Genomic DNA, 13,448 nt, shown 5'->3' on the forward strand with positions numbered 1-13,448 from the left:
CACCGGCGGCCGGTGATTGCAACCCTATTTACGGCTTTTTCGGGCCGCTGTTTTTTTCGCGGCGGGTTTCGTGCTTTTTTTGCTTTTTGCCGGCGTCTTCTTTTTCTTTTTCGTTGCGCCGTTGCCGTTCAACGCCAGTTCCAGCACATCGCCCATTTTTTCGGCAAAGTGAAATTTCATGGCGCTTTTCACCTTTGCGGGAATCTCTTCCAGGTCCTTTTTGTTGGGCCTGGGCAGGATCACCTCCTTGATGCCGGCCCGGTGGGCCGCAATCACCTTCTCCTTGATGCCGCCCACGGGCATGACCTTGCCCCGCAGGGTGATTTCGCCGGTCATGGCCAGACCCTTTTTTACCTTGCGGCCGGTGAGCAGGGAGACCAGGGCCGTGAGCATGGTCACGCCGGCAGACGGCCCGTCCTTGGGAATGGCGCCGGACGGCACATGGATATGGAAGTCGTACTTGTCAAAAAAATCCTCGTCAATATCGTAGTCCCGGGCATGGGCCCGGATAAAGCTCAAGGCCGCGGTGGCCGACTCTTTCATCACGTCGCCCAGTTGGCCGGTCAGGGTGAGGCCCCGTTTGCCCTTCATGGAGGTGGCCTCGATAAACAGAATCTCGCCGCCCACCGGGGTCCAGGCCAGGCCCATGACAACGCCCGGGGTCAGGGCGTTTTCTCCGGTCTCGGAGGTGAACCGCACCGGGCCCAGGTATTCATAAAGGTCTTCGGGCTTGATGGCGCCGGACACTTTTTTGCCCTCGGCGATCTTGGCGGCCACGCCCCGGCACACCGACGCGATCTCCCGTTCGGCATTGCGTAGGCCCGCCTCGCGGGTGTAGTCGGAAATAATGTGGCGAATGGCGCTCTGGGAAAAGGAGATATGTTTCGCGGCCAGGCCGTTTTCTTTCCGCTGCCGGGGAATCAGGTACTGCCGGGCGATTTTTACTTTTTCTTCCAGGGTGTAGCCCCGCAGCCCGATGACCTCCATGCGGTCCCGCAGGGCCGGGGGAATGGTGTCGATCACGTTGGCCGTGGCCACGAACATCACCCTGGAAAGGTCAAAGGAGACGTCCAGGTAGTGGTCGGCAAAGGAGAAGTTCTGCTCCGGATCAAGCACCTCCAGCAGGGCGGATGAGGGGTCGCCCTTGAAGTCGGCGCCTACCTTGTCGATTTCGTCCAGCATGAAAACCGGGTTGTTGGTGCCGGCCTTGCGAATCTCCTGAATGATGCGGCCGGGCAGGGCGCCCACGTAGGTGCGGCGGTGGCCCCGGATTTCGGCCTCGTCCCGCACGCCGCCCAGGGAGATGCGAATAAACTCCCGGCCCAGGGCCCGGGCAATGGAACGGCCCAGGGAGGTCTTGCCCGTGCCCGGAGGGCCCAGAAAACAGAGGATCGGCCCCTTGGAATCGGGGTTGAGCTTGCGCACGGCCAGGTATTCCAGAATCCGTTTTTTGGGCTTTTCCAGGCCGAAGTGGTCCTTGTCCAGAATGGCCCGGGCCTTTTTAATGTCAAGGTGGTCTTCGGTCTGTTTGTCCCAGGGCAGGGTGGTGAGCCAGTCCAGGTAGGTGGAGGAGACCGTGTATTCCGAAGACGAGGGGTGCATGCGGGAGAACCGCTCCAGCTCCCGGGTGGCGGCTTTGTATGCCTCTTCCGGCAGGTTGCCCTCCTCGATCTTGGTCCGGTACTCCTCGGCTTCGACGTTGCCCTCCTCTTTTTCTCCCAGCTCCTCGCGAATGGCCTTGAGCTGTTTGCGCAGGTAGAACTCCTTCTGCTGCTTGTCCATGTCCTCCTTGATCTGGGACTGAATCTTGTCGCCCAGCTTCAGAATCTCCAGCTGGTGGTTGAGCTGGCGGGTGACCTTTTTCAGCCGCAGCTTCACATCCAGGGTTTCCAGGATGTTCTGCTTTTCTTCTGTAGAAGAGTTAATCGTGGAGGCCACCATGTCGGCCAGGGAGCCGGGCTCGTCAATGGTGACGGCCATGGCGCCCAGTTCATTGGGAATGGCCGGAGAGATGCGCACCAGTTCCTGGTAGACGTTGGAGATGTTGGACATCAGCCCCTCGGTCTCCTTGTCCTTTTTTTCGTTTTCGGTGATCTGCGCGAAAGCGGCCTCCAGGTAGGGGTCGGTTTTTATGAAGTTTTTGGTCCGAATTCGGCTGATTCCCTGAAGCATCAGGTGAATCCGGCTTTCATCGGGCTTGGCCATCTTGAGAATCAGGGCCAGGGTGCCGATGGGGCTCAGGTCGCCGGGGCCGTAGTCCGACTTGCGCTCCCCGGACTTCGGCGTGATCAGGGCCACCAGCCGGTTGCCGGACATCACTTCGTCGATCAGGGTCATGTACTCGTTCTGGGTGATCACAACGGGAATGATCATCTTCGGAAAGAGCACGCCGTCGGACAGGGGCATGATGGGGACGGTTTCCGGCAGTTTGTCGGTGGTGCCGTTTGCTTTATATTCAGGTATCTTTGGCTGAGCCATGCATTCCTCCGTTACAGGTCTGTCTTTGGTTTCGAAAAAAACGCCGCGGTGTGTTTGACCAGTGGGGTCTACCGGTCAAGATGCCTGATCGGTATCTTTTTAGACCCGGAAACCGGCTGTTTGCCCATGGTAATCCGCAGAAGGCCTCCGGAAAGCGAGGCCGACACCTTGTCCGTATCGATGAGCGTGGGCAGAAACAGAACACGGTCAAATCGGCCGTACTGGATTTCGGCCAGGCAGAACCGGGCCTTTTCAACGCTTACCGGGGCCTTTCGTGCCCCGGAGATACGAACGGCCCGCTGGTTGATCTCCACCTCCAGGGACTCCCTCTCCACTCCGCCGATGGCGGCCACAATGGTGATTTCATCCCGGGTCTCAAACAGGTCCATGGGGGGCACCCATTTCTGGTTGTAACGGGAAAACATGGGATTGACCGACCCGAAAATATCATCCATGGTCTTTCGAATGTCCGGTCCCATCTGGTCCAGGTCGCTGCTTAATCTGATTTTGATAAAATCCATTGACTCTCCTGCCTTTTGGAAACCACGCATCGGTATGTTCTGTTCCGGCATGCCGTCAACCGGGGCGCCCGGCCTGGCGGTTATGCCGGGGTGCATCACGGGCTTATGCTACTATGTTTTTGACAATTTGGGAAGATTTGGAGGGGATTTTATGGTATGTCAAACCAGAAGCAAAACCGCCTGGATGAAGGAGGGAGCAAATGGAGTCAACTGACGAGGCCATCGTCATCCGGTGGGCCTCGGCCCATTCACAGGAAACCGTCATCCTGCCGGCGTTTCTTTCGGAAAGCAGGGAGGGCCTTTTTCTGCGGGATTTCTGCCGTCATCTGAAAAAGACCGCGCCATTCGTTCATATCGACATGGCCGATGCGCGTCCGGAGCAGGCCCCCTGCCTGAACCCGGCTCCCAATATTTTTTACCAGGCCGCACCCTCAGGGGCCGAGCTGGACCTTTTTTTAAGTGTGCTTTGCGGCGAGTCGCCCGTTCCGGCGGAAAAGATACCGCCCGCGGCCGGCCTGCTGGAGAGTCTGGAAAAGCCGGTCAACCTGGATCTTTACATCTCCTCCCACTGTCCGTTCTGCCCCCAGGTGGCCGGTCCCCTGCTGGGCCTGGCCCTCTTTTGTCCGAAGCTCGTGCTCAACGTGATCGACGGCACCCTGTTTGAGGAAAAGGCCGCAAAAGCGGGCATCAAGGCGGTTCCCACCCTGATCCTGGAGGACGGGTTCCGGTGGACCGGCAAGGTGGCCCTTGAAGAGGTGATCAACGTGGCGGCTCACCGGGACGGTGCCGACTTCGGTGTGGACACGCTCAAGGCTATTGTGACCGGCGGCAATGCCGGAACCGCAGCCCGCATGATGATCGACCGGAGCCGGATATACCCGGCCTTTATCGACCTGCTGACCGACCCGGACTGGTCGGTGCGGCTGGGGGCCATGGTGGTGTTTGAATACCTGTGCGATGCCGGTGAAAAATTGGCCACGGAGGTCGTGGACACACTGTGGTCCCGGTTTGAGACCGTTTCCGGGGATGTGCAGGCCGACATGGTCCAGATGATGGGTGATTCCGGGTTGCCGGCCGCCATGGAAAAGGTGACGGCTGTGCTGAACGGTCCTTTTGAAGAGGACGTAAAGGATGTGGCCCGGGCGTTTCTGGAATAGATCAGGGGTATGCTGAATCGGTTTCGGTCCCGGTTGCAATTCGATACCGATCCCGATGGAAACCAATAAAGACAGGAACAGAAACATGACGGAAAAAAATTCATTTCATACCAGGCTGACCATTGCCCACTACTTTCTTTTTTTCCTGCTGTTTGTCGCCCTGTTTGCCAGCTATAAAATGATCGCGCCCTACCTGGACCCGATCCTGCTGGCGCTTATCTTCGCGGCCATGGCAAATCCGGTCTACCAGTGGTTTGTCAAGAAAACCAAGGGCCGGGAAAACCTCTCCGCCGGTCTGGTCTGCCTGCTGCTGACCCTGGTGATCGTGATCCCGTGCATGATCATGCTGACGGTGATCATCGCCCAGGGCATCGACTCGGTGGGCGCCATCAATCGGTGGGTGGCGGCCGGCAACCTGGAAAAGCTCAAGGACGCGCCCCTGGTCAGAACAGCGGTGGACTTTATGCAGCGCTATCTGCCGTCCAGTGTGCTGGCAGGGGTGGACCTCCAGGCCCTGGCCATCAAAAGTTCATCTGCCGCCGGCAAGTTGCTGGTAAGCCAGAGCGGGGCGATTCTCGGCAACATCTCCATGGTGGTGGGCAAATTTTTTCTCATGATTTTTGTTTTCTTTTTCGTGCTCAAGGACCAGCAGCGGCTTTATGATTACATTCTTCACCTGGTGCCCATGTCTGCCGAGCACGAGACCGTGTTGATTCAGAAGATGAAGGATGTCTCCCGGTCCGCGGTGCTGGGCAGTTTTCTCACGGCCCTGGCCCAGGGCGCGGCCGGAGGCCTCGCCTTTGCCATCTGCGGAATGCCCGGATTCTTCTGGGGCGCGGTCATGGCCTTTGCGTCGCTGATCCCGGTGGTGGGCACGGCCCTGGTTTGGGTGCCCGCGGCAGCGTACCTGCTGATTTCCGGAAAAATCGGCCTGGGGGTTTTTCTGATTATCTGGTGCGTGGTGGTGGTGGGCATGATCGACAACCTGCTGCGACCCCTGTTCATGAGGGGCGGGGCCGGAATGAGCACGGTGGTGATCTTTTTTGCCATTTTAGGCGGCATTCATCTGTTCGGCCTGATCGGCCTGATCTACGGCCCGCTGATCTTCGGCATCACCATGGTGATGCTCTATATCTACGACCTGGAGTTTGACGCCTTTTTAAAGGGCCAGGACAGGATATGACGGCTTTGTCCTTTTCTTTGCTTGTCCAAAGAAAAGGACGCAAAAGAAAAGACACCCTTTGCCCGGGTCGCTTCGCGACTTCCCTTGTTTTGTGCCGGATCGCGGCGGGCAATGAACTCGTTCGCCTGCGGCGAACTCAAACAGCATTGCCCTTGTTCCCGCGCTCCGGCACAAAACCGCGGCTCGGGCAAAACGGGACCGCATCTGCGCCATTTATGCAAAAAAGTGCGGGCTATTCAAATAGGTTTCAAAAATTATTATCCAGCAACATAGGACTAAAGAGTTGGCCCTGCCCATTGCAGCGCAGCCGAGCGCAAATGTTTTTTTCGGAGAAAGCGGGCAGGCTGTTTGAGCACCGCCGCAGGCGGGCGAGTTCCTGCCCGCGCTGAAAAAACCGTTTGCGCGAGGGAAGCCGAAGGCCAAGCTGCACGGGCCGGTTCTTTTGGTACTTTTCTTGCCGTCAAGAAAAGTACACGGATAAGCAGGATAAGAGAAACAGTCTTTGAGAGCACCGCTGTAACTACAATTCGATACCGATATCGATACCGATAGCGATAGCGATTTCGATGTGGAGAGATAAACGGGCTACTGGTAGCTGTGCAGGCCGGGCAGCAGGTTCACGCCGAAGTAGGTGAACAGCACCGCTGCAAACCCGGCAATGGCAAACCACGCAATCCGTTTGTTCTGCCACCCCCGCATCAGCCGCACATGAAGCATGGCCGCGTAGATGAACCAGGTGATCAGGGACCATGTTTCCTTGGGATCCCATCCCCAGTACCGGCCCCATGCCGTGTTGGCCCACACCGCGCCGGTGATAATACCAACGGACAGGAAAAAGAACCCGAAGACCACGGTCTGGTGAATCAGTTCGTCCAAGGTTTCTGAAGAAGGAACAAAGGCGGATGCCGGTTTTGCGTCCTCGCCCTCTTTCCCCTGCTTTATCAGGTAAATAACGCTGACGGCAAAGGCGATGGCAAAGGCCGCGTATCCCAGAAAGCAGGTGATCACGTGGGCCGTGAGCCAGTTGCTTTGAAGGGCCGGAATCAGGGGCTGAATTTTGTTTTCTATTTCCGGGGAGAGAGACGCGTAGGCCAGGGCGATGAACGCCAGCAGGATGGCGCCGGCGCCGAAGGCCTGCGTCTTGAAGCGCCGTTCAATCATCAGGTAGACCACGCCGATGGCAAAGGCGAAAAAGACAAGCGACTCATAGAGGTTGGACAGTGGCACATAGCCATGCCCCATCTGGTGGGATTCAAACCACCGGACAAGAATGCCGGCAAGGTTTGCGGCCACCGCAATCCAGGTTATGGTGGTGGCGGCCTTTCCGGCGAACCGGTTTTCAAAGGCCCAGGCCGCCACATAGGCCACCACGGCCAGGCCATATACGAATGTGGTTGTAGAAAGAATATAAGCGTTGATCATATATGCGGTTCCTTATGTTGTTGCTTTGAATAAGCGGGCAATCAGGCGTTCAGATTTGCCAGTTTGTCACCGATTTCCGCGGCCTTTCGTTTGGCGCCGTGCCGGTTCTTGTTGGCCGTGCCGAAAACGGTTACCGTTGTTTTGCCTTTTTCCGCCGCCACGCGCACGGCAAATTTTCGGTGGGCCGTGAAAAAGGTGATGTAGATGCCCAGGATCATCAGGATAAACCCGGCATACACCAGGGGCACGCCGGGGTCTTTGGCCACCTGAAGCCCGGTGTACATGACGCTTTCAAAGTTTTCCACGGTCACGACCACGTCACCCTGGCGCATTTTGTCAAAGGCGGCGTGGCGCAGCGGCAGCACCACGGTGTGGGCATCCTCCCCGGCTTCGATCATGCCCAGAAAAGAGGGACCCACGTCGTGTTTTCCCATGAACAGAAAAGAGTTGGTAAACCGCATCAGCGTAAAGGTGCCAAGGCCCTCGGGCAGGGTGATTGATTCTCCTATGCCCATGGTCTGCCGGTATGTCATGCCCGTGGCCTTGCTGGTAAAGGCAAGCGACACGTCTTTGGCCGATGCCGTGCCATAGCTGGACTGAAAGAGGCGGACCCCCCTGTATTTCATGGGCCGGTTGACCACGATGTCCTTTGTCGTTTTTACCTGGCCGTCTTCCAGGATGGAGAGGGTGGAGCGGTACTCTTTGGGCCGGCCCGATTCATAGAAGCTGACCGCAAAGTCATCGCACCGGATTTCAAAGCCCAGGGGCATGGCCGCGCCCGACTCCCGAAGATGGATGGTGGAAGCGGACTGGCCTTCGGGAATCTGAACATAGCCGTCAAATCCCAGAAAAGAGCCGACCAGGGCGCCGGCCAGCAGCACCAGCACACTGAGATGGACCACGTAAACGCCCAGGCGGGTGGCCCGGCCCTTTTCGGCAAACAGCAGAAAGCCGTTGTCGGCCGGCTGGTGTACCACGGTTGAAAACCGTTTTTCCAGAAAGGCATGGTATCTTTTTCGCAGGTCTTCGGGCGGGGTTTTTACGGTAAAAGGCTCACCGGCCGGCTGCTTGAAGCTTTTTTCAGAAAAGGAGGGGGTTTTTGAAAACACGATTTTCCATACGGTTTTCAGACGAACCACCGAGCAGACCAGGATATTGACCGCCAGCATCAGGATCAGGGCCTGAAACCAGTGGGACCGGTACATGTCGTCGATCTGGAGCATGGCGATGAGCCGTGCCCCGGATTCTCCGTACTTGGCCGCGTAAAAGGCGGCCGGCTGGGTCTGGGGGATCAGGGTGCCGATGACCGCGGTGGCGGCCAGGGCCAGCAGAATGCCCACGGTAAGCCGGATGGATGCAAACAGGTCCCAGGCGGATGCCAGGATCCCGCTTTTCTGTGGCTGGGTGTCAGACATAGGGTCTTCTTTCTTGGGTTATAGTGTCATACCAGGCAGGACAACATTTTTGTTTTTTAAAACCATGACCTGTGGCGGGGTATCCCTTGGTAGGTGAGGTCAACCGGTCTGCCTGAAAGGCGGCTGTGCCGCCAGTGTTCATTGTACATACCAGAAGAGTATGATAAACATCAACAGAAAATTGAAGCGGCTTCTGAAGGACCGGATGGCGGCTTGCCGACAGACGGTTTGAACATATCTGACGCATTTTATAAGGATCGGGACGACTTGTCATGAGCGGCAGGCTTTACGTGGTTTCATGCCCCATCGGCAACATGGAGGACATCACCCTGCGGGCATTGCGGGTCCTTGCCGAGGTCGATGTTATTGCCGCGGAAGACACCCGCAGGGCCCTGAGCCTGCTTTCGGCCCACGATATTGCCGCCCGGGGCCGGGTGATCTCCTGTTTTGAGCACAACGAGCAGCAGCGTACCGCCGACCTGATCCACAGGCTGCAACAGGGAATGTCCGTGGCCCTGATCTCCGATGCGGGCACCCCCTCCATCTCCGATCCCGGCTTTTACCTGGTGAGAAGCGCCATTGCCCAGGGCATTGAAGTGGTGCCCGTGCCCGGTGTATCGGCGGCGGTGGCGGCCCTGTCGGTAAGCGGCATGCCCACCGACGCCTTTGTGTTTACCGGCTTTCTGCCCAAAAAGCAGGGACGGCGCAGCCGAAAGCTTGCCGACCTGGCCAATGAACGGGCCACCCTTATTTTTTACGAGGCCCCCCATCGGGCCGCGGCTTTTCTGGCCGAGCTGGAAACGGCCCTGGGTGACCGGCAGGCCGTGGTGTGTAGGGAGATGACCAAGACCCATGAAGAGTTTCTTCGCGGCCCCCTGTCTGAACTTTCGGCTGCTCTGGAATCCCGGGACGCGGTAAAGGGGGAGATCACCGTGGTGGTGGAGGGTGCCCCCCAGGAGGGCGAGACCCTGGATCCCGAGGATCTGGCCCAGGCCGTTCGGGAAGCCGACTGCGGCGCGTCGGAACTGGCCAAAACCCTGGCCCGCCAGTACAACATCCCCCGGCGCCAGTTGTATGACGAGATACTGAAGATCAAAAAAGATACTCCCTGATCGTTATCTGTTTTATCCACCTTTTCGTTTAAGTTTCCCCGTTTCCGGCCCACTCTTTTTTCTGATGCCTTTTTTTTACAGACAGGGTCTCGCAAGGGTTTTTATACCCTTAAAAACTGTTTTTACACAAAGTTTTAATTCCTTAAGTATGAATAAAAAAAGCAAAAATACTTCTTGTGCAATATTAATTTAAGGCAAGGTTAAAGATTTTTCTAATAAGCCTTGACAAATAATATTATTCTGATATTGTTCAATAATTGTTGAGGAGACATACGTTAAAAAATGAATGAGTTTCATACAGTTCCCTGTAAAAATAATTTGAGATGAAATGATTTGTCTGAATTTTAATTTGCCGCTCACCCGGCCGACGGCGGGTTGTTTTGTTTGCCGGCCGGTACCGGCACAGTAAGGAGGCCCGATTGAACAGCGAGCAGGTCAACCATTCTGAACGTGTGCTGGGAAAACCAACCGTGGAGATGCTCAAACAGGTCCACGAGGATGCCTGCTGGATTCTGGAAAACCTGGGTGTGGGATGCCGGCAGCCCCAAATGGTGGAGGCGTTCAAAGCCCTTGAGGCTGAAGGCCTGGTCCTGATTCATGAGAACCGGATTTACCTGATGCGCGACCTGGTGGACCGGTGCCTGGGCAGTACGCCGGGTGTGGCCGATTTTTTTGTGCCGAGAAACAGCTTTTTTGTCGGCGGCACGGCGCCCTATATTTATGATGATGAAAAAGGGCTGGGCGGTATCATGCCCACCGAAGACCACGTGGCCCGCATTGCTCAAATCGCGGAGAAAAGTCGTGTGGTGGCCGGCATGGGCCGGGGCGTGAAGCTTGCCGACGAGGTGGTCCAGATGAACCTGATGGATGCCCACTGCGCCAAGCCGCTCTATTTTGCCGTGACATCGGACGCCGCCCTGGAACGGGCCGTGGCCCTTCACAAAAAGCGGGGAAACGTGATGGTGGTCTTCTGCCTGACCCGCCCCCCCCTGGAAGTAAATGAAAATTTTTCCGAGCATTTTGTAAAGGTGGTTCAGGCCGGTCTGCCGGTCTTTATTTCCGCCATGCCCATGGCCGGCATCAGCGCGCCTTTCTGTTACAACGGGGTCCTGGCCATGACCCATGCCGAAGTGCTCTTCGGTATCTGTGTGTCCCAGCTGCTTCGGCCCGGTGCCGTGTGCATTCATGCCGGGTTTCCCACCATTGCCGACCCGCGCATCGAGTACAACCCCAACTACGGGCTGGTCTCCCATAACCTGCTCAACATTCTGATGACCCACCTGTGCCTGATGCTCGATCTGCCGGCGTTTCAAAGCGCCTGCACCACTCACGAGGAGCACCTGACCCGGCGGGCCTATGACGATGCCAAAGCCGGGCAGGCCATGTGTTTGAAGTACGGGTTTCACATGATGCGTCACACCTTTTCATTTCTGCGGTACCTGATCGATTTTTCCATCGAAAAGCTGGAACGCTCAATTGAGATTCTGGAAAATACCACCCCGGACGATGCACCCGCGGTGGAGATGCCGGTTTACGATCCCCGGGGCATGGAATCAATCATGCACACCGGGGTGGGCATGTATATGGAGGATCCGCTGACCACAGCCAACTTCGGCAAGGTGTTTGTCGATTAATTTATCAACCGTCCGAATCGTCAAACGGACAAAGGAGAGATATCATGTGCGGCATTGCTGGATGTTTCGGCAGAAAGGATGAACCGACCGTTAAACGCATGCTGGATACCCTGGGCCATCGGGGCCCCAATGACCGGGGGATGCATGCGGGCGCCAGTTTCGTGGTGGGCCATACCCGGCTTTCCATCGTGGACGTGGCCACCGGCCGTCAGCCCATCCTCACCGGGGACGGTACAAAAGGTATCGTGGCCAACGGTGAAATTTACAACTTCCGCAAGCTGCGGATGGGGATTGCGGATAAGTACCAGTTCCGCACCAGGTCGGACACCGAGGTCGTGCTTCATCTCTACGAAGAAAAGGGGCCTGCCTGCGTCAAGGACTTAGACGGCATGTTTGCGTTCGCCCTGTTTGACGGCGACGCCTTTATGCTGGCCCGGGACCCTGTCGGCATCAAGCCGCTCTATTACGGGTTCAAGCAGGACGCGCTCTATTTTTCCTCCGAGCTGGGGGCCATGAGTTTTGCCGGCCTGGACGAGGTCCACGAGTTTCCGGCGGGTCATTACTACACACCCAAGGAGGGGTTTGTGCAGTACTACAAGGTGCCGCCCATTGAGGATGACCAGCTTACCGACATCGAGGAAACCTGCGAAATTATCCGGGAAACCTTTATTCACGCCGTGAAGAAAAGGCTGCTGGCCGACCCCGAGGTGCCGGTGGGCTCTTTCTGCAGCGGCGGGCTGGACAGCAGCCTGGTGGCGGCCATTGCCGCGGACGAGATTCCCCGGCTTCACACCTTTGTGGTGGGCATGAAGGACGCCTTCGGGGATGTGAGTGACGATGTCAAGGCGGCCCGTATAGCCGCGGCCCATATCGGTTCCACCCATCACGAGCTGATTTTCACCGAGGACGAGTACTACGAGGCCCTGCCCACGGTGATCAACAAGCTGGAAAGCTATGATCCCTCCCTGGTGCGGTGCGCCGTGCCCTGTTACTTCACCTGCAAGATGGCGGCCGAATATGTCACCGTGGTGCTGACCGGCGAAGGGGCCGACGAGCTGTTCACCGGCTATCATTACATGAAGCATTTCCCGGAAGACAAGCTGAACCTCGAAGCCCGGCGCTGCATCGGCAACCTGCACAATATCAACCTGCAGCGGGCCGACCGCATGGGCATGCTGTTCAGCCTGGAACTTCGGGTGCCCTTTCTGGACGAAGCCATGGTGGACCTTTCCATGAAGATTCCCCACGAACTCAAGATTCGGGAACACAACGGCGCCAAGATCGAAAAATGGATTCTGCGCAAAGCCTTTGAAAACACGCACTACCTGCCGGACGATATCCTGTGGCGCTACAAGGTGCAGTACACCCAGGGCGCGGGCTGCGAGGACCTGGGCGAGCGCCTGGCCAACCGGATGGGCGATGACGAGTACGAGAAAATCAAGGCCGAAAATCCGGACGCGGTGATCAACAGCAAGGAGGCGGCTTACTACTTCAAGATTTTCCGCGAGTATCATCCCCAGGATTCGATTCTGGGCTCCATCGGCATCTGGACCGGGTTTGATTTTGCCGAGGAGCGGGAGAAGGTCAAGGGGACCGTGGACGGGGACCTGAAGCACGAGCACGAAGAAGAGACCGACGACACCTCTCAGGTGGCCTGAGAAGCGGCATGGAACTGACCATTCTGGGTTCCGGCGGATGCACGGTGATTCCCAGGCCGCTGTGTACCTGCCCGGTGTGCCGGCAGGCACGGGAAAAGGGAATCCCCTATGCGCGTTCCGGGCCGTCTGCCTTTCTGCACGACGCCGGCCTGCTGATTGACGCGCCGGCCGAAATCGCCGGCCAGTTGAACCGGGAGTCCATCGGGCAGGTGGATCACCTGCTTTTCACCCACCTGGACCCCGACCATGTGGAGGGGTTCCGAGTGGTGGAGCAGATCACCCTGGATTTTCGGACCTGGCGGTCCTGTCCGGGCAAATGCATAGACTTGGTGCTGCCCCGGCCCCTGATGGATCGCCTGGAGCGGATTCGCACGGCTTACGGCTCCCAGGCGGCCTTTTACCGGGACCAGGGGTTTATTCGGTGCCGGGCCTTTGACCGGTCCACGCGAATCGGCGATGTCACGGTGACCGCTCTTCCCGTGGACCGCGGAGGCCAGATTGCCTATGTCTGCGTTTTTGAAAAGGCGGGCGTAAAGATCGTGTATGCCGCCTGCGACATACGGCCGTTTCCGGAAAATGACCCGGCGGTGCGCGATCCCGACCTGCTGGTGATTCAGCCCGGCCTTTTTGAAACCGGCCTGAAGCACGGTTTTGTCTATCCGCCGGACCATGTCTCCCGGTCAACACTCTATACGTTTGACCAGACCGTGGACCTCTGCCGCCGGATCGGCGCCGGGAAGGTGGTGTTTATTCACCTGGAAGAGTACTGGAACCGGAGCCATGACGACTATACGGCCCTGGAAGGGGGCCTGAATAACATGCGCTTTGCCCATGACGGCATGCGCCTGGACGTATAACCCGGAGGTTG

10 protein-coding genes are annotated in these 13,448 nt (G+C 57.5%); 6 read left to right on the plus strand and 4 right to left on the minus strand.

The window, feature by feature from the left end; translation table 11 throughout:
• Positions 1-24: 24 nt before the first annotated feature.
• Positions 25-2,478: an endopeptidase La gene (lon, locus tag DOLE_RS05635; protein WP_012174524.1), complete on the minus strand. Its 2,454-nt coding sequence runs from the start codon at positions 2,476-2,478 to the stop codon at positions 25-27.
• 68 nt (positions 2,479-2,546) lie between these two features.
• The gene (locus DOLE_RS05640) at positions 2,547-2,999 is read right to left on the minus strand and encodes an Hsp20/alpha crystallin family protein (protein WP_012174525.1); all 453 of its coding nucleotides are present in this window, start codon (positions 2,997-2,999) and stop codon (positions 2,547-2,549) included.
• A gap of 200 nt (positions 3,000-3,199) precedes the next feature.
• On the opposite strand from DOLE_RS05640, the gene DOLE_RS05645 reads away from it, so the two are divergent.
• The gene (locus tag DOLE_RS05645) at positions 3,200-4,156 is read left to right on the plus strand and encodes a thioredoxin domain-containing protein (RefSeq protein ID WP_012174526.1); all 957 of its coding nucleotides are present in this window, start codon (positions 3,200-3,202) and stop codon (positions 4,154-4,156) included.
• A gap of 85 nt (positions 4,157-4,241) precedes the next feature.
• A complete protein-coding gene (locus tag DOLE_RS05650; RefSeq protein WP_012174527.1) occupies positions 4,242-5,339 on the plus strand; it encodes an AI-2E family transporter in 1,098 nt (365 codons plus the stop codon).
• Positions 5,340-5,924: 585 nt separating this feature from the next.
• Here DOLE_RS05650 and ccsB read toward each other — a convergent pair.
• Both ccsB and resB read right to left on the minus strand, forming a co-directional pair.
• Positions 5,925-6,761 carry a c-type cytochrome biogenesis protein CcsB gene (gene ccsB / locus DOLE_RS05655; RefSeq protein ID WP_012174528.1) on the minus strand — a complete coding sequence of 279 codons (837 nt, stop codon included), beginning with the start codon at positions 6,759-6,761 and terminating at the stop codon, positions 5,925-5,927.
• A 41-nt stretch (positions 6,762-6,802) separates the two neighbouring features.
• A complete protein-coding gene (gene resB, locus DOLE_RS05660) occupies positions 6,803-8,176 on the minus strand; it encodes a cytochrome c biogenesis protein ResB (RefSeq protein WP_012174529.1) in 1,374 nt (457 codons plus the stop codon).
• A 272-nt stretch (positions 8,177-8,448) separates the two neighbouring features.
• Between resB and rsmI the strand changes: the two genes are divergently transcribed.
• The 4 genes from rsmI to DOLE_RS05680 all read left to right on the plus strand — a co-directional run bounded on the left by rsmI (position 8,449) and on the right by DOLE_RS05680 (position 13,437).
• Complete coding sequence (rsmI, locus tag DOLE_RS05665) at positions 8,449-9,288, plus strand: 16S rRNA (cytidine(1402)-2'-O)-methyltransferase (protein ID WP_012174530.1); 840 nt, start codon at positions 8,449-8,451, stop codon at positions 9,286-9,288.
• 419 nt (positions 9,289-9,707) lie between these two features.
• The gene (locus tag DOLE_RS05670; protein ID WP_052294255.1) at positions 9,708-10,922 is read left to right on the plus strand and encodes a trimethylamine methyltransferase family protein; all 1,215 of its coding nucleotides are present in this window, start codon (positions 9,708-9,710) and stop codon (positions 10,920-10,922) included.
• A 44-nt stretch (positions 10,923-10,966) separates the two neighbouring features.
• Positions 10,967-12,580, plus strand: a complete 1,614-nt coding sequence (gene asnB / locus DOLE_RS05675; protein WP_012174532.1) for an asparagine synthase B — start codon at positions 10,967-10,969, stop codon at positions 12,578-12,580.
• Positions 12,581-12,588: 8 nt separating this feature from the next.
• Complete coding sequence (locus DOLE_RS05680) at positions 12,589-13,437, plus strand: MBL fold metallo-hydrolase (RefSeq protein WP_012174533.1); 849 nt, start codon at positions 12,589-12,591, stop codon at positions 13,435-13,437.
• Positions 13,438-13,448 lie beyond the last annotated feature (11 nt).

This window comes from Desulfosudis oleivorans Hxd3, from assembly GCF_000018405.1.
Taxonomy (GTDB): domain Bacteria; phylum Desulfobacterota; class Desulfobacteria; order Desulfobacterales; family Desulfosudaceae; genus Desulfosudis; species Desulfosudis oleivorans.